Source organism: Polaromonas sp. DSP2-3-2b2, from assembly GCF_049895905.1.
Classification (GTDB): Bacteria; Pseudomonadota; Gammaproteobacteria; order Burkholderiales; family Burkholderiaceae_C; genus Polaromonas.
In genome coordinates, this window is the sequence record NZ_JAFCTH010000009.1 from 38584 (window position 1) to 59655 (window position 21072).

At 63.0% G+C, this 21072-nt stretch carries 18 protein-coding genes and 1 other RNA gene; 6 read left to right on the forward strand and 13 right to left on the reverse strand.

Features of this window, described 5'->3' with window-relative positions:
* Nucleotides 1-471: 471 nt before the first annotated feature.
* The 7 genes from ACP7AD_RS09690 to dapF form a co-directional block, all read right to left on the reverse strand.
* On the reverse strand, nucleotides 472-2250 hold the full coding sequence (locus tag ACP7AD_RS09690; protein ID WP_426146533.1) for an STAS domain-containing protein: 1779 nt from the start codon (nucleotides 2248-2250) through the stop codon (nucleotides 472-474).
* A gap of 35 nt (nucleotides 2251-2285) precedes the next feature.
* On the reverse strand, nucleotides 2286-3011 hold the full coding sequence (gene dksA / locus ACP7AD_RS09695) for an RNA polymerase-binding protein DksA (protein ID WP_426146532.1): 726 nt from the start codon (nucleotides 3009-3011) through the stop codon (nucleotides 2286-2288).
* Between the two features lie 342 nt (nucleotides 3012-3353).
* On the reverse strand, nucleotides 3354-4409 hold the full coding sequence (locus ACP7AD_RS09700) for a CobW family GTP-binding protein (RefSeq protein WP_426146530.1): 1056 nt from the start codon (nucleotides 4407-4409) through the stop codon (nucleotides 3354-3356).
* Nucleotides 4410-4636: 227 nt separating this feature from the next.
* Nucleotides 4637-5827 (reverse strand): class I SAM-dependent rRNA methyltransferase, encoded by a 1191-nt coding sequence (locus tag ACP7AD_RS09705; RefSeq protein ID WP_426146529.1) that lies wholly within the window; start codon nucleotides 5825-5827, stop codon nucleotides 4637-4639.
* Nucleotides 5828-5855: 28 nt separating this feature from the next.
* A complete protein-coding gene (locus tag ACP7AD_RS09710) occupies nucleotides 5856-6884 on the reverse strand; it encodes a tyrosine recombinase XerC (protein WP_426146527.1) in 1029 nt (342 codons plus the stop codon).
* The gene (locus tag ACP7AD_RS09715; RefSeq protein WP_426146525.1) at nucleotides 6881-7600 is read right to left on the reverse strand and encodes a DUF484 family protein; all 720 of its coding nucleotides are present in this window, start codon (nucleotides 7598-7600) and stop codon (nucleotides 6881-6883) included. Before ACP7AD_RS09715 ends, ACP7AD_RS09710 begins: the two co-directional genes overlap by 4 nt.
* A gap of 60 nt (nucleotides 7601-7660) precedes the next feature.
* Nucleotides 7661-8539 carry a diaminopimelate epimerase gene (gene dapF, locus ACP7AD_RS09720; protein WP_426146523.1) on the reverse strand — a complete coding sequence of 293 codons (879 nt, stop codon included), beginning with the start codon at nucleotides 8537-8539 and terminating at the stop codon, nucleotides 7661-7663.
* Between the two features lie 199 nt (nucleotides 8540-8738).
* On the opposite strand from dapF, the gene ACP7AD_RS09725 reads away from it, so the two are divergent.
* Nucleotides 8739-10397: an MBL fold metallo-hydrolase gene (locus ACP7AD_RS09725; RefSeq protein WP_426146521.1), complete on the forward strand. Its 1659-nt coding sequence runs from the start codon at nucleotides 8739-8741 to the stop codon at nucleotides 10395-10397.
* A gap of 119 nt (nucleotides 10398-10516) precedes the next feature.
* A complete protein-coding gene (locus ACP7AD_RS09730) occupies nucleotides 10517-11383 on the forward strand; it encodes a basic amino acid ABC transporter substrate-binding protein (protein WP_426146519.1) in 867 nt (288 codons plus the stop codon).
* An 88-nt stretch (nucleotides 11384-11471) separates the two neighbouring features.
* Here the strand turns inward: ACP7AD_RS09730 and nhaR are convergent, their stop codons facing one another.
* Complete coding sequence (nhaR, locus tag ACP7AD_RS09735; RefSeq protein WP_426146518.1) at nucleotides 11472-12386, reverse strand: transcriptional activator NhaR; 915 nt, start codon at nucleotides 12384-12386, stop codon at nucleotides 11472-11474.
* A 162-nt stretch (nucleotides 12387-12548) separates the two neighbouring features.
* On the opposite strand from nhaR, the gene ACP7AD_RS09740 reads away from it, so the two are divergent.
* Nucleotides 12549-13088 carry an Rrf2 family transcriptional regulator gene (locus ACP7AD_RS09740; RefSeq protein WP_426146516.1) on the forward strand — a complete coding sequence of 180 codons (540 nt, stop codon included), beginning with the start codon at nucleotides 12549-12551 and terminating at the stop codon, nucleotides 13086-13088.
* Between the two features lie 30 nt (nucleotides 13089-13118).
* Here ACP7AD_RS09740 and rnpB read toward each other — a convergent pair.
* An RNA gene (rnpB, locus tag ACP7AD_RS09745) (RNase P RNA component class A) lies at nucleotides 13119-13446 on the reverse strand.
* 64 nt (nucleotides 13447-13510) lie between these two features.
* Between rnpB and cysK the strand changes: the two genes are divergently transcribed.
* The 3 genes from cysK (at nucleotide 13511) to ACP7AD_RS09760 (ending at nucleotide 17164) form a co-directional block, all read left to right on the forward strand.
* The gene (gene cysK / locus ACP7AD_RS09750; protein ID WP_426146514.1) at nucleotides 13511-14428 is read left to right on the forward strand and encodes a cysteine synthase A; all 918 of its coding nucleotides are present in this window, start codon (nucleotides 13511-13513) and stop codon (nucleotides 14426-14428) included.
* A gap of 103 nt (nucleotides 14429-14531) precedes the next feature.
* Nucleotides 14532-16193 carry an NAD(P)/FAD-dependent oxidoreductase gene (locus ACP7AD_RS09755; RefSeq protein WP_426146512.1) on the forward strand — a complete coding sequence of 554 codons (1662 nt, stop codon included), beginning with the start codon at nucleotides 14532-14534 and terminating at the stop codon, nucleotides 16191-16193.
* 134 nt (nucleotides 16194-16327) lie between these two features.
* Entirely contained in the window at nucleotides 16328-17164 is an 837-nt protein-coding gene (locus tag ACP7AD_RS09760) for a ProQ/FINO family protein (protein WP_426146510.1), read from the forward strand.
* A gap of 167 nt (nucleotides 17165-17331) precedes the next feature.
* Here ACP7AD_RS09760 and htpX read toward each other — a convergent pair whose 3' ends face one another.
* From htpX to ACP7AD_RS09780, 4 genes are all read right to left on the reverse strand, one after another.
* A complete protein-coding gene (gene htpX / locus ACP7AD_RS09765) occupies nucleotides 17332-18216 on the reverse strand; it encodes a protease HtpX (RefSeq protein WP_426146508.1) in 885 nt (294 codons plus the stop codon).
* Nucleotides 18217-18314: 98 nt separating this feature from the next.
* Nucleotides 18315-19172 carry a DUF3025 domain-containing protein gene (locus tag ACP7AD_RS09770; protein ID WP_426146506.1) on the reverse strand — a complete coding sequence of 286 codons (858 nt, stop codon included), beginning with the start codon at nucleotides 19170-19172 and terminating at the stop codon, nucleotides 18315-18317.
* Nucleotides 19169-20227, reverse strand: coding sequence for a dihydroorotase (gene pyrC, locus ACP7AD_RS09775; RefSeq protein WP_426146505.1), 1059 nt, complete (start codon nucleotides 20225-20227; stop codon nucleotides 19169-19171). Before pyrC ends, ACP7AD_RS09770 begins: the two co-directional genes overlap by 4 nt.
* Before the next feature lie 97 nt (nucleotides 20228-20324).
* Entirely contained in the window at nucleotides 20325-21062 is a 738-nt protein-coding gene (locus tag ACP7AD_RS09780) for an amino acid ABC transporter ATP-binding protein (protein WP_426146503.1), read from the reverse strand.
* Nucleotides 21063-21072 lie beyond the last annotated feature (10 nt).

Consider the following 21072-nt stretch of genomic DNA (forward strand, 5'->3'; position numbering starts at 1 on the left):
AGCTAGCAAAAGCGTAGCATGCAAACATATTTTGCGAAGCGGTCAAGGCTTGCGGGCTTAACGTCGGACTATAAAACTATGCAAATGTATTTAGTCTGGAAAAGGCCGAGTCAGACTGCGAATAGCGATTTTTAAATCACGAAAAAGCACCACAAAATGTTTTTTTGTGCGACAAATGAATAACAATTTTCAGTTTTTATTTTGATCAAAACGGTCCCACAATGCGCAGGGGTTGCGGTTCGGATGCGAAGCGCGGGCTCCGTTTGCGCATCTCTCAGAGATTAGGCGCGGCGCAACGACATATCGGATGGACCTGGAAATGCAATGACAACGCTGATCGCCAAGAGCGGGACTGTTGCACGTCACGGCCGGGCAGTATTTTTTGAATGTGTACTTGAGCCGGACTAGCAGGTTAGCCCTGATTTTACCTTGCCTGCAGATCCGGCCTGTGCCTAGCCCCGCAGAATCGAATCAGTCGCTTCGGGCGCTCACCTTGGCGTACTCGACGATTCCGATCACGTTGAAAAAAGCGGCGACCAGCCGGTTGACCTCGGAAAACTCAACAACGCGATTTTCGGCCCGTCGGGCAGACACCCAGTTGAGCAGCATGCCTGCGGCGGAAAAGTCGACCCGAATGAGCTTGGCACAGGAAATATGCATCTTGTCCGCCCCCATGAGGCTGGCTTCCAGCCGGTCCAGGACGCCCACGGCGTCGCCCTGGATCTGGCCTGACAGATCCACCGATAGAAAGCGACTGGGCATGCTCGACGGAAAATCGAGTCCGGAATCACCGTCCAGTTCCATCAGGGTGGAATAGGTGGTTTCGGTGGTGGTCGGCTCGCCAATGATGGTTGCCCGGCCCATGGCATCGCCCTCATCGTCGAGCGACTTGTAATTACAGTGTGCGACTTCCCATGCGGGTGGCGACACCTCGTAAGTGACGCAAAAATCGAGCGCGGTGAGTTCAAAATCATCAGGACGGTGAATGACGCGCAGCATTTCCATGCGCAGCAGCCACCACTTGGGCTCGGTGGCGCGCTCGCCTGAAGGGGTGGTGTCCAGCAGCACCTTTTGCAACTGCGCATCGCCAAGGAAGCGCAACTGCACAGGCTGGGCTGCCCAGTTGCCAAAGACCTTGAGCAAAGGCTCAAGTGCTGCGGTTTCGATGGTCTTGAGATAGCTCCAGTCAAGGCGCCATGGCATGGGAGACCGGGCAATCGCCGTATTGAGAACGCCCACGGATTGCACGCCCAATACCGAAGGACAGATCCAGTCGGCAGCCGTGCTCTTGTGACCAGGTTTTTCGCCAGGCTGGATCAGTGCGTTGACCATGTCCGGCAGGGAAAACCACTGGGGCGCGGAGCGGCTGAAATGCTCGGCGAAATCAAGGGCGGCCGCTTCGAACCTGCCCTGTTCCCCGATGGCGCGGTACAGATCGAACAATGCCAGCCAGGTATAGACATGGTCGGCGTGCGATGCGCCTGGCCGCAGAATGTCGAGCAGACCGGCTTCAGCGCCCGCATCATCGCCATTGGCAAACAAAATGGCGGCTTCTTCAAGTTCGGCATCGTGCACGATGGATTCGCGGTCCATGCCTGTCGCCAGCGCCGGATCCAGCGACGGCAGCAATCCCAGCGCGCTGCTGTCCCCGGACTTGTCGATGCCGGGAAACCCGGCGCGGTCCGGAATTTTCGGCAATCCGCCTAAAAGGTCGTCGAGCAGGATGCCCGGGGCTGGCTCATCGGCCGGATGTGCCGACTCCGTTACGGCAGGCATCGTTGGCTGGTAGTCAACGGGCATTGAACCTTGTGTTGGCAGCTGCCCTCGTCCGGCCTGTAAGAGCGACAGCGATGCCGGTTCGGTGGCCGCGTTGGACGCGGTCTGATTATTGGTTTTCCACCACTGCATCGACATCTGTGCTTCGATTTCGTCGATCTTTTTCAGCGTTGTCGCGCGGTCATCAACATTGGACGTGATGCTGCTCTGGAAAAATGAAGGCCTGCCACCCGGATCGGCCGCTTTACCCGCCAGCACCTCAAGCTTTTGCAACTTGCGCAACATGTCGAATTCACGCTTTCGCACAAAGTCGTTGCGCCGCTTGCGCTCAATCATTTCATTGAGCAGCTGCTTGGTGACTACGTCATTCTTGTCGCCGTCAAGAGAATCAAGCTCGGTCCAGTTGGTGGCCGGATTGCGGACAAACTTGACCAGCTTGGATAACAAGCCGGAAGCGGTATCGTCTTTGGACATGCTGTTCAATCAGGGCGTTGCACTGCAATGGCGACTCAGTCGCCGAACATTTTCTGCTTGAGCTCGCGCCGCTGCTGGGCTTCGAGCGACAGATTGGCCGTCGGGCGTGCAATCAGGCGGCCAACGCCGATGGCTTCGCCGGTTTCGTCGCAGTAGCCATAGTCGCCCGAATCGATGCGGGCAATCGACTGCTCGATTTTCTTGAGCAGCTTGCGTTCCCGGTCGCGGGTACGCAACTCCAGCGCATGCTCTTCTTCAATCGTCGCGCGGTCGGCCGGATCGGGAACGATGGCGGCGTCTTCGCGCAGGTGTTCGGTCGTCTGGCCGGCGCTGTTGTGGATTTCCTGCTTGAGCACCGAGAGCCGGTGGCGGAAAAAGGCCAGCTGGGTGTCGTTCATGTACTCGGCATCAGGCATGGCCTTGATTTCCTGGTCCGTCAGCTGGTTGGCCGGCTTGGTCTTCCAGTTGTTAGCCAGCTGCGGGTCCTTCGGAGCGGCCGCATGAACCGGCGGCGCGATGACGCGTTCGGTCATTGTGGAATAGCTGGCCTTGGCGGCGTCGGGCGAATGCGTGGGCAGCATGGGCGACGGCGCAGGGGTCTGGATCGCGGTGCGGGCCGAGCTTCTGCGTCCGGGCTTGAGCGGCGCGGAGTCCATGCGCACGGGCGTGGCGGGCGGCGCCTTGCTCGTCTTGGTGTCCTTGGCCGCCGGCTTGGCCGGGGTCTGCGCAGGGGTCTTGATTTTCTTTTCTGGGGTATTCACTGAGTCTCTCCTCTGGGAAACGGCCTGGGGTGATGTCCCGGACCGATTCTTTGCCTGGCCGCCCTGGAGCCGCCAAGCCCTACCTGGTGCCAGATAATCTGGTGTGACTGCGCCAAACCAGCCCTTGAAACCGCCCTAAGGCGGCTTTCAGCCCTTGAAGTGAGCGGGTTTCCCCTAGGCTGGCTTCCCGATTCGAATTCCCGGGTATTTTGGTCGGCGCGCGATTGTAGCGGCTCGCCGGCTTGGTGCCGCAAACTCAGCAGGAATCCACTGGAAGATGCTGGCGGCATGGGCGTTTTCATGGATGAAGGTTGGGTTGGGTCCGAAAACCGCCAGTCTGCCTCAAACCAGGCACTGCTCCAGACCCTGCACAAAAATATCTTTCGGCAAGTCGATGCCGATGAACACCATCTTGCTGGTCTTGGTCTCGCCCTCCGCCCAAGCCGGCCCCAGGTCGCTGCCCATGAGCTGGTGCACGCCCTGAAAAATCACCTTGCGCTCGGTGCCTTCCATGTTCAGCACGCCCTTGTAGCGCAGCATGCGCGGGCCATAGATGTTGACCACCGCGCCCAGAAAATCTTCAAGCTTGGCCGGGCTAAAAGCCTTGTCCGAGCGGAATACGAAGCTTTTCACGTCGTCGTCGTGATGGTGGTGATGGCCCTGGCCTTCGCTGGCGTGCGACGGATGGTCGCACTGCTCGCCGTGTTCATGGTCGTGATGGTCGTGGTCATGCGGCTCGTCGGCCTTGAGGAAATCGGGGTCGATGTCGAGCTTGGCATTGAGGTTGAAGCCGCGCAGGTCAAACACGTCGGCAATCGCCACCTCGCCAAAATGCACGGCTTTTTGCGGCGCGCGCGGGTTCATGTGCGTCAGGCGGTGTGTCAAGGCCTTGACCTCGTCCTCGGCCACCAGGTCGGTCTTGCTGATGAAGATCTGGTCGGCAAAACCGATCTGGCGGCGCGCTTCCTGGCGGTCGTCGAGCTGGGTTTGCGCATGCTTGGCATCGACCAGCGTCAGGATGGAGTCGAGCAAATATTGCTCGGCGATTTCCTCGTCCATGAAAAAGGTCTGCGCCACCGGGCCGGGGTCGGCCAGGCCGGTGGTCTCGATCACCACGCGGTCAAAGTCCAGCAGGCCCTTGCGCTTCTTGGCGGCCAGCAGCTGCAGCGTCTCGCGCAAATCCTCGCGGATCGAGCAGCAGATGCAGCCGTTGTTCATCTGGATGATGTTTTCCTGCGTGTCATTGACCAGGATTTCGTTGTCGATGTTTTCCTCGCCGAACTCGTTTTCGATGACGGCGATCTTCTGGCCATGGGCCTCGGTCAGGATGCGCTTCAGGAGCGTGGTTTTGCCCGAGCCGAGAAAGCCGGTGAGGATGGTGACGGGAATCAAACTCATGGTGTTTACCTAAAAAAACAGGGAACTACAGATATACGCAACGAACGATGCACAAGGCCGAAAAAATCAAGCTGGGGAGTTTAGCCACACCTTCAAGACCCTGAAGGGCTCTGGTCAATACCAGACAGGCTGGGCGAGCCAGACTGCGACCTCTCTATTTACTATGATTTAAATAGCTGCTTATGCCCGTCCGCCATGCGCAAAAGGCCGATTTGATCATTAAAAAGCTAGTTTGAAGGCCGTTTGACCAGCACCAGCCCCTTGAGGTATTCGCCTTCCGGAAAGGCCACTGTCATTGGGTGGTCGGGCGCGCCGCCCATGCGTTCGCAGATGAAGGCGTCCACGCCGGCGTCGGTGCCGGCCGAGGCGACGATCTTGTGGAACAAATCGGCGCTGATGCCGCCCGAGCACGAGTAGGTGAACAGCACGCCGCCGGGCGCGAGGATCGACAGCGCCAGCCGGTTGATGTCCTTGTAGGCGCGGGCGGCGCGCTCGGCGTGCGTGACGGTCGGCGCGAACTTGGGCGGGTCGAGCACGATGGCGTCGAAGGTACGGCCGTCCTTCAAATACTGGCGCAGCATGGCGTTCACGTCGGCGTCGAGCATCGTGGTGCGGCCGGCGTCAAAGCCGTTCAGCGCGACGTTGGCCCGGGCGCGCTCGATGGCCGGGCCGGACGAGTCGATCGAGGTGACGTGCGCCGCGCCGCCGGCCAGCGCCGCCACGGTGAAGCCGCCGGTGTAGCAGTAGCAGTTCAGCACATCCTTGAACCCGAGCCGGCGCGCGTAGGCGGAAAACTTCTGCCGGCTGTCGCGCTGGTCGAGGTAAAAACCGGTCTTGTGGCCTTCGGCGACGTCCAGGCTCAGTTTCCAGTCGTGCTCGGTGATGACGATGCCGGTGTCGCCCGAGCCGGCCAGCCAGCCCGTCGCCTCCGGCAGTCCTTCTAGCGTGCGCACGCTGGCGTCCGAGCGTTCGTACAGGCGGGTCAAGCCGGTTTGCGCCAGCAAGGCATCAACGATCACGCTTTTCCATTTCTCCGTGCCGCAGCTGGAGAACTGCGCCACCAGCGTGTCGCCGTAGCGGTCAACGACCAAGCCAGGCAGGCCGTCGGATTCGCCGTGGATCAGCCGCAAGCCGTCGCTTTTGATGTCAAACAGGCGTCTTGCGCTTATCGCCTGGGCGATGCGTGCTATGAAAAACGAAGCATCAATACATTGCGCCTCGTTGAAGCTCCAGACGCGGGCGCGGATCTTGGACGTCGGGCTGGACGCGGCCCAGCCAAGGAACTGGCCGGCATGGCTTTCAATGCGCACGGTTTCGCCAGAATCGCCGCTGCCGCTGGCGATGGCGCCGTCAAAAACCCAGGGGTGGCGGCGCAGCAGGGAGCGTTCCCGGCCGTCTTTCAGTCGAATGATGTTCATGCCGCTATTGTCGCGGCAGCCCACCTGGCTACTTCAGGCCGTCAGGTTTACGGACCGCCGGCGGCGCTGGCGCCTTGTCGCCCGCGCCGTTCGACAGGGCCCGGGGATGCGCGGCGTCGTAGATCTTGGCCAGGTGCTGGAAGTCGAGCCGGGTGTAGACCTGGGTGGTCGTGATGTTGGCGTGGCCCAGCAATTCCTGCACCGCGCGCAGGTCGCCGCTGGACTGCAGCACATGGCTGGCGAAGGAATGGCGCAGCATGTGCGGATGCACCGGCGTGGCCAGCCCGGCCTGCTGGGAGCGCTGCTTCAGGCGCACGCGGATGTGCTGCGGCGTGAGGCGGGTGCCGCGCTGGCTGATGAACAGCGCCTGATGGCCGTCAGCACTGCGAACCGCCGACGCGCCGCGCACTGACAGCCAGGCGTCCAGCGCCGCGAGCGCCGCGCCGCCCACCGGCACGCTGCGCCGCTTTTCACCCTTGCCCAGCACATGCGCCTCGCCGGCATCGCGGTCGATCCAGCCGCGCGCCTGGCCGCTGGCCTGCGCATCGAGCCCGACCATCTCGCCAATGCGCAGGCCGCAGCCGTAAAGCAGTTCGGTGATGCACCGGTCGCGCGCTTCCAGAAAGGCGTCAACGCCGGTGGCGTCGGCTTCAAAACGGGCCAGCTGCACCGCCTCATCGACGCTCAGCGCCTTGGGCAGCGGCTTGGCGACCTTGGGCGAGCGCACGTCCTGCACCGGGTTGCCGGGCACCAGCCCCTCGCGGCCCAGCCAGGTGTAAAAGCCGCGCCAGCCCGACAAAATCAGCGCAATGCCGCGCCCGCTGCGCCCGGCGCCGTGCATCTGCGCCACCCAGCGCCGCAGGTGCGTGTGCTTCACATCCAGCAGCGCCACGCCGGCCTTGCACGCCTGGGCCTGCAGTTTTTCCAGGTCGGCGGTGTACAGCTCGACGGTGCGGCTGGCGAGCCGCTTTTCCACCCGGACATAAGCAAGGTAGCGAGTGACCAGCGGGTCCGGCGCTTCAGGCAGGGCAGCCTGCACGGGCGGCAGGCGCTTCATGCCACGTGTTCGGCGTGTCCGGCGGGCCGCAAGGCGAGCGGCGCCTGCAGGCGCGACAGCGCCGCGCCTGCCAGTTCGCCGAGCCGTTCAAGAAATTCGGTCCCCATGCCGCTGTGAAAACGCTGCGCATCGGGCGAGGCCAGAACCAGCAGGCCAGACACCGGCGCGTCCAGGCCGGTGCGCAGCGGAATCAACGCCAGCGACTGCGCCTGCGCGGCGTCAGGCAGCCAGCGGGCGGCTTCAAAACCTGGATTGACGCCGCAATAAGGCGCGCTCAGCGAAGCCGCGAAACTCCGCAGGTCGTCGCTGACATCCAGCGCGAAGCCTTCACCGGCATGCGCAGGGTCCGCGCCCCACAGCCTGATGGCGGCCTGCGGAATCTGGAACTCGGCGGCCAGGCTCTGGACGATGGCGCCGGGCAGGTCGCGCGCCTGCGCGGTCTGGAGCAGCCGGCGCGTCCAGGACTGCATCTTGCCGGCGATCACCAGGTTGTCTTGGCCGTGGCGGATCATCTCGGCCACGCAGGTTTCCAGCCCCTTGATTTTTTCCCGCAGCAAGCTAGCCTGGCGTTCGGACAGGCTGATGGCGCGATTGCCGTGGCCGCTGGAGAGCTGCACGGAAGCCAGCAGTTCGGCATGGCGCTCGAAAAAATCCGGCGTTCGGGCCAGGAACTGGGCGATATCGCCTTCGGTGATTGGGTGTTGCAAAGAATTCATGCTGGCGGTGTCTCCATTTTTTTATAACGGCTTCAAGCCTTGCGCAGGGATGCCGGCCGGTCAAGGCCTATCGGGAACGTCAATCTCGGCTTCAAACACGGTCGTGGCCGGGCCGGTCATCATCACCGGCGCATCGAGCGCGCCGCTCCATTCAATCGTCAGCTGGCCGCCGCGCATCAAGACATCAACCCGCGTATCCAACAGGCCGAGCCGGATGCCCGCCACCACCGCCGCGCAGGCGCCGGTGCCGCAGGCCAGCGTCTCGCCAGCGCCGCGCTCATGCACCCGCAGGCGGATCTGGCCGCGATGCACGACCTGCATGAAGCCGGCGTTCACGCGTTTGGGAAAAGCCGCGTGGTGCTCGATCAAGGGGCCGGTCTGCGCGACCGGCGCGCTGTCCACGTCGTCCACCAATTGCACCGCGTGGGGGTTGCCCATCGACACGACCGCTACCAAAACAGGAGCTGCTTGCGCAGGCGCAGCAAGCGCCAGAGGCCATTTTTGCCATGAACCGGCGGCCTGGGGCGTCAACCCGGCGGCATCGAAGGGAATGCGCGCCAGCTCGAACACCGGCGCGCCCATGTTGACCGTCACGCGGCCGTCTGGCTGCAGGCGCGGCTCGATGATGCCGGCCAGCGTCTTGACCTTCACCGCGTCCTTGGCGGTCAGCCCCTGCTCGCGAACGAAGCGCACGAAGCAGCGCGCGCCATTGCCGCACTGCTCGACCTCACCGCCGTCGGCGTTGTGAATGACGTATTCAAAGTCGATGCCTTCGCCAGGGGAAGGCCGCACCGTCAAAATCTGGTCGGCGCCGACGCCAAAGTGGCGGTCGGCCAGGAAACGGTAGTGCGCGGCGGTGAGGCTAAGGGAGCCGCGGGTTTCGTCGAGCATCACGAAGTCGTTGCCCGCGCCCTGCATTTTGGTGAATCGGATTCGCATGAAGGGGATTATCTGCGCTGCTGGGGCTGGGTGGATGGGCTGAGTTGGTGCGACTATTTGCCCTTGCTTTCGCCTTGCTTGCTCGCTTTTAGACGCTGCCTGGACATGCTGGCCGGGGGTAGCCCGACCAGCAGGATGCAGAAAATCCCGCTCAGCAACCAACAACAGAAAAATTCGGCGCTCAACGCCATAATTCCCCATGGTCAGACCCACCCAACTCCTTTACGCCCAGCGCGAACCCGCCCCGACCCGCCCGGCCGCCACCGTGCTGCTGCTGCGCGACACGCTGCAAGGCATTGAAGTGCTGATGACCCGGCGCTCCATGACGGCCAGTTTTGCGCCCGGCGCCTTCGTCTTTCCTGGCGGCGGCATCGATGCGGCCGACGCGCAAGCGCATGCGCAGTCGACGCGCCGGGCCGGCCAGACCGACCTGCACCTGACCCAGGCGATTGCCGCCATCCGCGAAAGCTTCGAGGAACTCGGCGTGCTGCTGGCGCGCCATGCCGACGGCAGCCATGTCACCACCGAAGACATTGCCGCCCTTAGCCGCAAGGCGCCGTTCGGCGCGCAGTGCCGGGAGCGCGGCCTGACGCTGGCGGGCAAGGATGTGTTCGTGCTGGCCCACTGGGTCACCGACCGCGATTTGCCACGCCGCTTCGACGTGCCCTTTCTGGTCGCCCGCATGCCCGAAGGCCAGACGCCGGTGGCCGATGAAACCGAGCAGTTCGACCCCAGCTGGGTGCGCCCGGCCGAGGCCTTGGCGCGGCACGAGGCCGGCACGTTCTTCATGATCTTTCCGACCCTGCGCACGCTGGAGCGCCTGGCGCGGTACGCCAGCGTCGAGGCGGTGCTGACCGCCTGCGCGCATGAAAAGCCGCTGTGGATTTCCTGCCCGCGCGCCGGCCTGCTCGGCGGCCAGGATGCGCGCTACATGGAACACGACTCGCCCTACGGCGAACTGGCGCTGACCAGCCCCGACGGCCAGATCGTGCATTCGCTGGACTGGCAGTGCGAACACCCCGTGCCGCTGCTGAAAAACGTCATGCGCCTGACCGCGCCCAACCCCGGCATGATGACCGGCCCGGGCACCAACAGCTACATCGTTGGCACGGCCGGCAGCGGCTACATCGTGATTGATCCGGGGCCGGACGATGCCGCGCACATCGCTCGCCTGTTTGACGCGACCGGCGGTCGCATCGAAGCCATCGTCTGCACGCATTCGCATCCCGACCATTCACCGGGCGCCAGGCCGCTGCAGGCGCTGTGCGGTTACCCACCGCCGATTCTGGGCCTGCCTTCGGCCCACACGGCGCGCGCCGATTCGCATTTCGTGCCTGACCGATCGCTATTAAATCAGGAGCTACTCACGCTTACCCATCAAGCACAAATACACACTTTGAAGGTTTATTTCACCCCCGGCCATGCCGCGAACCATGTGTGCCTGGTGCTGGTCGAGGATGGCCTGCTGTTCTCCGGCGACCACATCCTGAACGGCAGCACGACCGTCATCAATCCGCCCGATGGCGAGATGGGCGCCTACCTCGATTCACTCGACCGGCTCACCGACGCCTGCAACGCGCATGAGATCGATTTCATCCTGCCGGCGCACGGCCATGTGCTCGGCGAAGCCCCGCAGGCAATTGCCCAGCTCAGGGCGCACCGCTTGAAGCGCGAGGCCAAGGTGGCAGCGGCGATGCACGCCCTGCCTGAAGGCACGATGAATGACTGGGTGGCGCGGGCCTATGACGACACCGATCCGCGCCTGTGGCCCATCGCCCTGCGCTCGCTGCAGGCGCATGTCGAACGCATCGAGGCGCTTGCGGCGCCTATGGGTATTGATCAATCGCTTCAGACATGAAGCGTGAACAGGCGCAACAATTGCTTACCGTTAGAGCCTTATACTTTTCTTTAGTCGTTCCGCCATTTGAGGCTCTGGACTGACCGGGCGACGGCCACTTAACTTTTACAGGATGCTCCATGCCAACAATCACGACGCGACACTTTCTGAAAACCTCCAGCGTTTTGCTGGCCGGGCTGGTGCTGGCCGCCTGCGGCAAGCAGGAGCCGGCAGCCCCCGCCGCCGGCGCGCCCGCAGCGGCGCCCGTCGCTGCCGCCGCCAAGGTCTATGTCGTCGGCACCGATGCCGCCTACGCGCCTTTTGAATCGCAGAACGACAAAGGCGAGATCGTCGGTTTTGACATCGACGTGGTCAAGGCCGCCGCGCAAAAAGCCGGCATTGAAGTCAAGTTCCTGAACACGCCTTGGGAAGGCATCTTCAATTCAGTGGCCCAGGGCGACCGCGATTTGCTGGTGTCGGCCATCACCATCACGCCCGAGCGCAGGCAGACACTGGATTTTTCAACGCCCTACTTCGACGCCCAGCAACTGATTGCCGTCGAAAGCGGCTCGAAAATCGCCAGGTTCGACGACCTGAAAAAGCTCAAGGTCGGCGTGCAGAACGGCACCACCGGCGACGAAGTCATCACCAAGCTGCAAGGCAAGGACAGCGCGAACATCAAGCGCTTCGAGTCCACACCGCTGGCGCTCAAGGAAATGGAAGTCGGCGGCGTCGATGCCGTGGTGGCCGACAACGGCGTGGTGGTCCACTATGTCGCCAACAACCCCAATTCAAAATTCAAGACTATTGCCGACAGCAGCTTTGCCACCGAGCAGTACGGCATCGCGGTCAAGAAAGGCAACGCCGAATTGCTGGAAAAAATCAACAAGGGCCTGGCCGGCATCAAGGAAGACGGCACTTACGCCAAGATTTACACCCAGTATTTCGGCGTAGCCCCTGCTGCGGCCAGCGCCACGCCAGCGCCTGCTGCGTCCGCCTCGAAATAACGCCTTGGCGCTTTTTTTGAAAGCGCATCTGCCCGCACCGGGCGAATGCGCGGCCATCCGGCGGCCACTGGGTGCGGGATTGAAGGAATCAGGCGTCCCGCCGCCCCAGGCCATGCAGTAACTGCCCGCGCGCCGCCTCGGTGATGGCCGCCACGCACGGATGCGTGATGCGCCGCTCGACCGTGACGGCGAAAAAGTCTTCCACCATCTCGTTGGTATGGCCAATCACCTCGACGCCGTATTGCGCTACCGTCTCGGCCTCCAGCACGCTGGCCGACATGAAGATGCCCCGGCCTTCGCGTCCAAAAGCCTTCATCAGCGCACCATCGTCAAACTCGCCAATGATGCGGGGGTGAATCTGGTGCTTGGTGAACCAGCTGTCGAGCTGTTTGCGCACCGATGAGGCCGCACTCAGGATCAGCAGCGGCGCATCGTTCAGGCACTGCGGAAAATCGCCCTTGAGCATGCTTTTAAGCGCCGGCGTGCAGAAAAAACTCATCGGTGTGCTGCCCAGCGGATGGTTGAAGGCCTTGATGCTGACGCGGCCCGACATCGGCTCGTCGGCCATCACCAGGTCCAGGCGGTGCAGCGCCAGCTGGGCGAGCAAATCCGGAAACTTGCCTTCACTGCAGATCAGCCGCACCGGCTGCTTCATCGCCAGCGCGGGTTCGAGCAAATGGTAGACCATTGACTTGGCCACCGAATCGGCCACGCCGACCCGGAAGTCCAGCGTTTTCTGGCCGCCGCTGGCCTGGCGCAAGGCCGATTCCATTTCAGCGCCCAGTGCGAATATCTGGTCGGCATAGCCCAGCGCCAGCCGGCCCTCGTCGGTCAGTTCCAGCTGGCGCCCGCTCTTGCGAAACAGCTGGCGCCCCAGCCAGGCCTCTAACAGCTTGATCTGGCCGGACAGCGTCTGCGGCGTGGTGTGCAGCTGCTCGCCGGCGCGATTGATGCCGCCGGCCTTGGCGGTGACCCAAAAGTAATGCAGGTGCTTGAAGTTCATGCGCTGTTTTCCCCTGAAAAAGTGGGTGATTGCTGTCGAATCAACTTGATAGTTCGTATTTTTCGAAGTGAAATGGTTTTAAATACGAATTTACACGAAGTAAAAAGCTTTTTATAGTACACAGCATCACGTCATTTTTTTGATGTTTAAAGGAGATTTCCCATGCGCCTGAGCACCAAAAGCCGTTTCGCGGTGACCGCCATGATCGACATTGCCCTTCAAGGCAACGCCGGCCCGATTTCGCTGGCCGACATCGGCATGCGGCACAGAATTTCAGTGTCCTACCTGGAGCAGCTGTTCAGCAAGCTGCGCCACTCCGGACTGGTCGAAAGCACCCGTGGCCCGGGCGGCGGCTACTCGCTGAGCCGCGCCAGCGAGAGCATTTCGGTGGCCGACATCATTGGCGCCGTCGAGGCCCATGGCGACAAGCCGGGCAAGGCAGACAAAGCCGTGGCCATGCAGCAAGGCTCGGGCCAGTGGATGACGCAGGAACTGTGGGCCACGCTGAACGCCAAGATGGTCGAGCACATGCAGACGATCAACCTGCGCCACCTGGCCAGCGAGCAGCGCGCCAAGGGCGTGAAGATCGAGGCACGTCCGGCCAAGCGCGGCGTCTTCAGCGCGCCCAAGCCCAAGCCGGTCTACACCACGGCGCCGAACTCGGTGTTTGCCCTGGGCCGCTCGCTGATGGGCAGCCGCTGAACGCAAGCTGCGCCTGGCGCTAAAAATAAAGTGTGAAGCCCGCCGATAAGCCGGATTCTGTGCGCCGGGTCATCTTGCGATGGCCCGGTGTGACCGCCATTAATCTGGGCCGGGAGTCGCCTGCCCGGCTCGGTGCCACCTACCCGCCAGCTCCGCGGAACCACGTCAACGCTGGCCTATTTGGTGTTGCTGCGCGTAGAGATTGCCCGTTTCACCCGGACTAAACCGGCTCGTCTCTGTTGCTCTGATCCTCACCTCGCGGTGGAGAGGTATTACCTCCTACGCTGTCCTGTGCAGTCCGGACGTTCCTCCAGTGCTTCCTTTCGGAAATTGCACCAGCGGCGGTCTGGCAGGCTTCACTCCTGCATTATGGCAGTGCGCCACAATGTGCTTTTGTTCATCGAAAACGAAAGGGAGCCCCCATGAAAGCCGACAGCATCCTCGCCACCATTGGCAACACGCCCCATGTCCGCATCAACCGCCTGTTCGGCCCCGATGCGCAGGTGTGGATCAAGTCAGAGCGTTCCAACCCCGGCGGCTCGATCAAGGACCGCATTGCACTGTCCATGGTCGAAGCCGCTGAAAAATCGGGCGCCCTGCAGCCCGGCGGCACCATCATCGAGCCGACTTCAGGCAACACCGGCATCGGCCTGGCAATGGTTGCGGCGGTCAAGGGCTACAAGCTGGTGCTGGTGATGCCCGACAGCATGAGCGTCGAGCGCCGCAGGCTGATGCTGGCTTATGGTGCCAGTTTTGATTTGACGCCACGCGCTAACGGCATGAAGGGCGCGATCGCCCGCGCCATGGAACTGGTTGACGCCACGCCGGGCAGCTGGATGCCACAGCAATTCGACAATCCGGCCAACATCGACATCCATGTCCGCACCACCGCGCAGGAAATCCTGGCCGACTTTCCCGACGGACTCGACGCGCTGATCACCGGCGTCGGCACCGGCGGCCACCTGACCGGCTGCGCGCGGGTGCTGAAAGCCGCTTGGCCGCAACTCAAAGTGTTTGCCGTCGAGCCGGCCGCCTCGCCGGTCATCTCGGGCGGCGCGCCGGCCCCGCATCCGATCCAGGGCATTGGCGCTGGCTTCATTCCCAAAAACCTCGACATGGACGTGCTCGACGGCGTGATCCAGGTCGATGCCGAACCGGCCCGCGAAATGGCGCGTCGTTCGGCCAGCGAAGAAGGCATGCTGGTTGGCATCTCCTCGGGCGCGACGCTGGCGGCGATTGCGCAGAAGCTGCCGGAACTGCCGGCGGGCAGCCGCGTGCTGGGCTTCAACTACGACACCGGCGAGCGCTATTTGTCGGTCGAAGGCTTTTTCCCGGTCTGATGCGCCTGTTCCTGCCGCTGATTGACGGTTCAGCGGCAGGCGCTCCGCCAGCCTTTAAAATCGCCCTCTTGCTTGATAACCACAAGCCACGAACCGGACGACCATGCTCAGACTGACCGAAATCAAACTCCCGCTCGCGCACGCTGAAAACGCGCTGCAAGAGGCTCTTCTTCACACACTCGACATCACGGCCGGCGACCTGGCGAGTTTCACGGTCTTCAAGCGCAGCTTCGATGCGCGCAAGGCCGTGATCATGCAGGTCTACATCGTTGATGTGGCGCTCAGCAGCGCCGCGCTCGAAGCCGAGCTGCTGGCCCGCCACGCCGGCCATCCGCACATCTTTCCCACGCCCGACATGGCCTACCACCCGGTAGGCAGCGCGCCCGCCAGCCTGCCGCTGCGCCCGGTCGTGGTCGGCTTTGGTCCCTGCGGCATTTTTGCCGCGCTGGTGCTGGCGCAAATGGGCTTCAAACCCATCGTGCTGGAGCGCGGCAAGACCGTGCGCGAGCGCACCAAGGACACTTGGGGACTGTGGCGCAAGAATGTGCTCAATCCCGAATCGAACGTGCAGTTCGGCGAAGGCGGCGCCGGCACGTTTTCGGACGGCAAGCTCTACAGCCAGATCAAGGACCCGCGCCACCTGGGCCGCAAGGTGATGAATGAGTTCGTCAAGGCCGGCGCGCCTGCCGACATTTTGTTTGAGGCGCACCCGCACATCGGCACCTTCAAGCTGGTCAAGGTGGTCGAGAACCTGCGCGAGCAGATCATCGCGCTGGGCGGCGAGATCCGCTTCCAGCAGCGCGTGACCGACGTGCTGATCGAGGGCAGCGCTGACAACCAACACATTCGCGGCCTGACGGTGCTCGACCAGGCGACCGGCCAGACCCACGAGCTGCGCGCCGACGACGTGGTGCTGGCGCTGGGCCACAGTTCGCGCGACACCTTTGCCATGCTGCATGAACGCGGCGTGCACGTCGAGGCCAAGCCTTTTTCCATCGGTTTCCGGGTCGAGCATCCGCAGGGCCTGATCGACCGCGCCCGCTGGGGCCGCCACGCGGGCGACCCATCGCTGGGCGCGGCCGAATACAAGCTGGTGCACCACGCCAGCAACGGCCGGTCGGTGTACAGCTTTTGCATGTGTCCGGGCGGTACGGTAGTCGCTGCCACATCGGAAGCCGGCCGCGTCGTGACCAACGGCATGAGCCAGTATTCGCGCAACGAGCGCAACGCCAATGCCGGCATCGTGGTGGGCATTGACCCGCGCGACTTTCCGGGCAGCCCCTTGGCCGGCATCGAGTTGCAGCGCCAGCTTGAATCGCACGCCTACGTGCTGGGCGGCGGCAACTACGAGGCGCCCGGCCAGCTGGTCGGCGATTTCGTCGCCGGGCGAGCCTCCACGGGACTGGGCGAGGTCATGCCGTCGTACCAACCTGGCGTTGCGATGGGCGACCTGTCGTCCGCCCTGCCCGGCTACGCGATTGAAGCCATGCGCGAAGCCTTTCCCGCCTTTGGCCAGAAGATCAAGGGTTTTGACCGCCACGACGCGGTGCTGACGGGCGTGGAAACGCGCACCTCGTCACCCATCAAGATGAGCCGGGGCGACGACATGCAAAGCCTGAACGTGCGCGGCCTGTACCCGGCCGGCGAAGGCGCCAGTTACGCCGGCGGCATCCTGTCGGCCGGCGTCGATGGCATCAAGGTGGCCGAGGCGGTGGCGCGCAGCATGCTGCAAGGCGCCGAAAGTGCGCGGCTGGCCCGCGTCTGAACACCCTGCCGGAGCGGATAGGGGATACTTCGCCCTCACGGTTTCACACCGCAACGCCGGGCAACACCCGGCGCACCTTTTTTCCAGAGCGACGCCAAGGCGCCGTTCAAACCTCAACCTGACAGAAGCGATCCATGACCGAAACCCTGAACACACCGGCTGAAACCGAAGCATCTCCTGCGCCTGCTGAAGCGACAACGCCGCCCCAACGCCAGGGCCGGCAAGGCGGTCGCGGCCGGGCACCGGCAAAGCCTCAAAACCAGGCCCGCGCGCCGCGCGAAGTGCATCCGGTCCTGAAACAGCTGTTTGATCTGTACCCGAAGATGTTCGGTGCGCAGTTTCTGCCGCTCAAGCTGGGCGTGTACCAGGACTTGCTGGCGCTGCACCCAGAACTGTTCAAGCGCGAAGACCTGAAGGTCGCGCTGGGCCTGCACGCCCGCTCCACCCGCTACTTGGAGAGCGTCGCCGCCGGCCATGCGCGCCACAACCTGCAGGGCGAGCCGGTCGAGCCCGTGGCGCCCGAGCATGTCCACCACGCCATCCTGGAAGTGTTCCGCCGCCGCCAGGCGCGCTCGAACCAGGACTTGCGGCCTTATGCGCGCGCGCAGCTGATCGAGGCGATTGAAGCGTCCGGTCTGAGCCGGGAAGACTATTTGCTGTGCATTCGCCAGCAGGACGATATTTCGGTGGCCCTGCTCGACGATGCCTTTGCCGAACTGGCCGCGCAAGCCGCCAAGCGCGACGCGCTGCGCAAGATGTTCGAAGCCAGCGGCAAGACCGTCGCCGAGTTCTCCGACATGTACGGCATGAACCCCGATGAAGTGGCCCGGACGCTGGAACTGTCGCGTGTTGCGCAAGCGGCGCAAGCCGTTGCAGCGCCAGCAGAAGCAGAGGCCAGCGCGCAGGAAGCCGCACCGCCAGCCGAATCCACCGACGAACCCATTCCAGCCAACAAGCCTGAAGCCCCTTGAGAAAAAGCCGGCACGTCAAGCCGGCTATGGGATGAAGCAACAAAAAAGGCCAGGACTTTTGAAAAGTCCTGGCCTTGCCACTTATTTGCTACTGATTCAATAGCTGCTTTCGCCCGTGGATACTGCGCAAACAGCCTTTTTTACTTAAATCAAGCGCTTCTCGACGCTCAGCCTTGCGCGTTTTGCAGCGCCGCGATGCGCTCTTCAATCGGCGGATGCGTGGCAAACAGCTTGCCCATGCCGCCGGTGATGCCCATGGCTTCCACGGCCTTGGGCAGCTCGCCCGGCTGCATGCCGCCCAGGCGGGCCAGCGCATTCATCATCGGCTGCCTGCGGCCCATCAGTTGCGCAGCGCCGGCGTCGGCGCGGAACTCGCGGTGGCGCGAAAACCAGGCAACCACGATGGCGGCGGCAAAGCCCAGCACGATGTCGAGCACGATGGTGCTGACGTAGTAACCGATGCCGGGGCCGGAGTTGTTGCTATCGCCCTTGCGCAAAAAGCTGTCCACCGCGTAGCCGATCACGCGCGACAAAAACACCACGAAGGTGTTCATCACGCCCTGGATCAAGGTCATGGTGACCATGTCGCCATTGGCGATGTGGGCAATTTCGTGGGCGATCACCGCCTCGATTTCTTCCTTGGTCATGCCCTGCAGCAGCCCGGTGGTCACGGCCACCAGTGACGAGTTCTTGAACGCGCCGGTGGCAAAAGCGTTGGGAGCGCCTTCAAAGATGCCAACTTCGGGCATGCCGATCTGGGCTTTTTCAGCCAGCTTGCGCACCGTCTCGACAATCCAGGCTTCATCGGCATTCTGGGGGCCTTCGGCGCCGTTGATCACGCGCACACCGGCGCTCCATTTGGCGACGGGCTTGCTGATGAGCAGCGAAATGATGGCGCCGCCAAAACCGATGACCAGCGCAAAGCCGAGCAGCATCGGCAGGTTCAGGCCATTGGGCGTCAGGAAGCGGTTCACGCCAAGCAGGCTCGCCACGATGCCCAACACGGCCACGACGGCAACGTTGGTCAGGATAAACAAAAGGATGCGTTTCATGGATTCTCCGGAAGGCGTTGAATAAAGGCAGGGGGCAAGAAAGAGCACCACGGGTAGATGCCCGAATTGTGCATATCTCGGCAGGAAATGGGGATTTTTCAGCCCAAATCAAGTTTTTCCGTATGGAATATGGCCCGGTTCAGACCCAGACTTTTCTGAATCTTTTCCTGATTGGGCGGGCGAAAAACCGAACGGTCATCATAAAAGGAAAAGTCCTCATTGCTGGGCCACCAGCCGGGCACGCCGAGCACCGGCAAGGGCAAAAAAGGCTTGCCCGCGAGCTTGGCAGCGCTCAGGTCACCGGCCACCCAGGCATCAAGCGCTGCTATTGAATCGATAGCTGGTTGTGCCCGGTAGATATGTGCGGTGATCGGTTTTCGTGCAAAACAGAGCTTTTCCAGCAGCGCATGGCCGAAAAGCACCAGCTGCGCGTCTTTCCACAGCGGGCGCAGGCCGACAAACAGGCGCTGCCAGTCGCGCGCCTCCAGCGCGTCCCAGAGCGGCGGCGGCGCCAGCAGGAAGGCGGCGTTCTCGTCAAAAACCGTCAGCGCGTCGCGCACGGGGCCACGCAACGCAGTCACGCCGGCGGCGGCAATTTCGGCGGCCTGAAGCTGGTTGAGCCGCTTCTTGGTGTCGGGAAAGCGCATCCAGCACAGGCCGTTGAAAAAATCGTGCAGGTTGTCGCGGGTGGGCACGGCGCCGCGCTCGAAAATGAACTGCTCGTAAGCCATGCCGGGCGGCAAGGCCGACTGCGGCACGAAGCTGACGGGCGCGCGGCCCAGCGCGTTGAGCGCCTGTGCCACCGTGGCGCCTGACAGGATTTGAGCTTGCACCAATTGGCCAGTGGAACGCCAGCCGCCAAGCCAGCCGGGATGCCAGTCGATACCAGCCAGTGCTTGTGCAGGCAGCGGCGTCAGCGGGAACGGAACGGCCTCATTTTCGGGCAAGGCGCTCATTCAGCCAACAGTTTCCACGGCAGGCTTTCCCCCGAGCGCAGCGGCTTGAGTTCGGCCTCGCCGAAGGCAAAGCTCACCGGCGGCGTCCAGCTTTCCTTGACCAGCGTGACCGTGCCCGCATTGCGCGGCAGGCCGTAGAAATCGGCGCCGTTGAAGCTGGCAAAGGCTTCGAGCTGCCCCAAGGCGCCGGCCGCGTCAAACGCTTCTGCGTACAGCTCCATCGCCGCGTGGGCGGTGTAGCAGCCCGCGCAGCCGGTGGCGTGCTCTTTCAGGTGCGCCGGATGCGGCGCGCTGTCGGTCCCTAGAAAAAAGCGCGCATTTCCGGACGTGGCAGCCTCAACCAGCGCCAGCCGGTGCGTTTCGCGCTTCAGCACCGGCAGGCAGTAGTAATGCGGGCGGATGCCGCCGGTGAAGATCGCGTTGCGGTTGTACAGCAGGTGGTGGGCGGTGATCGTGGCGCCGAGAAAACGGTCAGCCCCGGCCACATACTGCGCGGCTTCCTTGGTCGTGATGTGCTCGAAAACGATCTTGAGTTCCGGAAAATCGCGGCGCAGCGGTTCAAGCTGGGTGTCGATGAACACCGCTTCTCGGTCGAACAGGTCGATGTCGGGCGAGGTCACTTCGCCATGCACCAGCAGCAGCAAGCCTTCGCGCTGCATCGCTTCGAGCGTGGCGTAGGCCTTGCGCAGGTCGGTCACGCCGGCGTCGCTGTTGGTGGTGGCGCCGGCCGGGTAGAGCTTGATGGCGATCACGCCGGCGTCCTTGGCGCGCTTGATTTCGTCGGGCGGCAGGTTGTCGGTCAGGTACAGCGTCATCAGCGGCTCGAAGGCCACGCCCTCGGGCACGGCGGCCTCGATACGCGCCTTGTAGGCCAGCGCCTGCGCGGCGGTGGTCACCGGCGGGCGCAGGTTGGGCATGATGATGGCGCGGCCGAACTGCGCGGCGGTGTGCGGCACGACGGTGAGCAGGGCTTCGCCGTCGCGCACATGCAGGTGCCAGTCGTCGGGCCGGGTGATCGTGAGCGAGGTGGCAGGAGTGAGGGTGGCTGAAGTCATGCGCTGAATTGTCGCACCGGCCCTTCCCCGGACGGCTGCAGGACCGCATGAAAAAAGCCCCTGCGCGAGGGGCTTTTCAAGTCGGCAGACGGATTGATCAGTGCGACAGGATCTTGTTCAAGAAGTCCTTGGTGCGCTCCTGACGGTTTTCCGGATGGCTGAAAAACTCCTCTTTTGAACAGTCTTCCAGGATTTTCCCGCCGACATCCATGAAGATTACGCGGCTGCCGACCTTCTTGGCAAAACCCATTTCGTGGGTGACGACCATCATGGTCATGCCGTCGGTGGCCAGGCCCATCATGCAGTCGAGCACCTCGCCGACCATTTCGGGGTCGAGCGCCGAGGTCGGCTCGTCGAACAGCATGGCAATCGGGTCCATGCTCAGCGCCCGGGCAATCGCCACGCGCTGCTGCTGGCCGCCCGACAACTGGCCGGGAAACTTGTCCTTGTGCAGCATCAGGCCGACGCGGTCCAGGTATTTCAGGCCATGCTTCTTGGCTTCGTCGGGCTTGCGGCCCAGCACCTTGATTTGCGCCAGCGTCAGGTTCTCGGTCACGCTCAGGTGCGGAAACAGCTCGAAATTCTGGAACACCATGCCGACTCTGGAGCGCAGCTTGGGCAGGTCGGTCTTGGGTTCATGCACGGCCTGGCCATCAACAAAAATCTGGCCCTTCTGGAAAGGCTCCAGCGCGTTGATGACCTTGATCAGCGTCGATTTGCCCGAGCCCGAAGGCCCGCACACCACGACGACTTCGCCTTTTTCAATGCGGGTGCTGCAGTTGTTCAGCACCTGCACGTCACCGTACCATTTGGAAACTTCCTTCAACTCAATCATCTTCTTCTCC

Excerpts from the sequence above, each read along its gene's own strand:
- ACP7AD_RS09710 (WP_426146527.1), bottom strand. The coding sequence starts at position 6,884 with ATGAAGCGCCTGCCGCCCGTGCAGGCTGCCCTGCCTGAAGCGCCGGAC.
- htpX (WP_426146508.1), bottom strand. The coding sequence starts at position 18,216 with ATGAAACGCATCCTTTTGTTTATCCTGACCAACGTTGCCGTCGTGGCC.
- cysK (WP_426146514.1), top strand. The coding sequence starts at position 13,511 with ATGAAAGCCGACAGCATCCTCGCCACCATTGGCAACACGCCCCATGTC.
- ACP7AD_RS09760 (WP_426146510.1), top strand. The coding sequence starts at position 16,328 with ATGACCGAAACCCTGAACACACCGGCTGAAACCGAAGCATCTCCTGCG.
- dapF (WP_426146523.1), bottom strand. The coding sequence starts at position 8,539 with ATGCGAATCCGATTCACCAAAATGCAGGGCGCGGGCAACGACTTCGTG.
- pyrC (WP_426146505.1), bottom strand. The coding sequence starts at position 20,227 with ATGACTTCAGCCACCCTCACTCCTGCCACCTCGCTCACGATCACCCGG.
- ACP7AD_RS09755 (WP_426146512.1), top strand. The coding sequence starts at position 14,532 with ATGCTCAGACTGACCGAAATCAAACTCCCGCTCGCGCACGCTGAAAAC.
- ACP7AD_RS09740 (WP_426146516.1), top strand. The coding sequence starts at position 12,549 with ATGCGCCTGAGCACCAAAAGCCGTTTCGCGGTGACCGCCATGATCGAC.
- ACP7AD_RS09770 (WP_426146506.1), bottom strand. The coding sequence starts at position 19,172 with ATGAGCGCCTTGCCCGAAAATGAGGCCGTTCCGTTCCCGCTGACGCCG.
- ACP7AD_RS09690 (WP_426146533.1), bottom strand. The coding sequence starts at position 2,250 with ATGTCCAAAGACGATACCGCTTCCGGCTTGTTATCCAAGCTGGTCAAG.
- ACP7AD_RS09730 (WP_426146519.1), top strand. The coding sequence starts at position 10,517 with ATGCCAACAATCACGACGCGACACTTTCTGAAAACCTCCAGCGTTTTG.
- ACP7AD_RS09705 (WP_426146529.1), bottom strand. The coding sequence starts at position 5,827 with ATGAACATCATTCGACTGAAAGACGGCCGGGAACGCTCCCTGCTGCGC.
- ACP7AD_RS09715 (WP_426146525.1), bottom strand. The coding sequence starts at position 7,600 with ATGAATTCTTTGCAACACCCAATCACCGAAGGCGATATCGCCCAGTTC.
- nhaR (WP_426146518.1), bottom strand. The coding sequence starts at position 12,386 with ATGAACTTCAAGCACCTGCATTACTTTTGGGTCACCGCCAAGGCCGGC.
- ACP7AD_RS09700 (WP_426146530.1), bottom strand. The coding sequence starts at position 4,409 with ATGAGTTTGATTCCCGTCACCATCCTCACCGGCTTTCTCGGCTCGGGC.
- ACP7AD_RS09780 (WP_426146503.1), bottom strand. The coding sequence starts at position 21,062 with ATGATTGAGTTGAAGGAAGTTTCCAAATGGTACGGTGACGTGCAGGTG.
- ACP7AD_RS09725 (WP_426146521.1), top strand. The coding sequence starts at position 8,739 with ATGGTCAGACCCACCCAACTCCTTTACGCCCAGCGCGAACCCGCCCCG.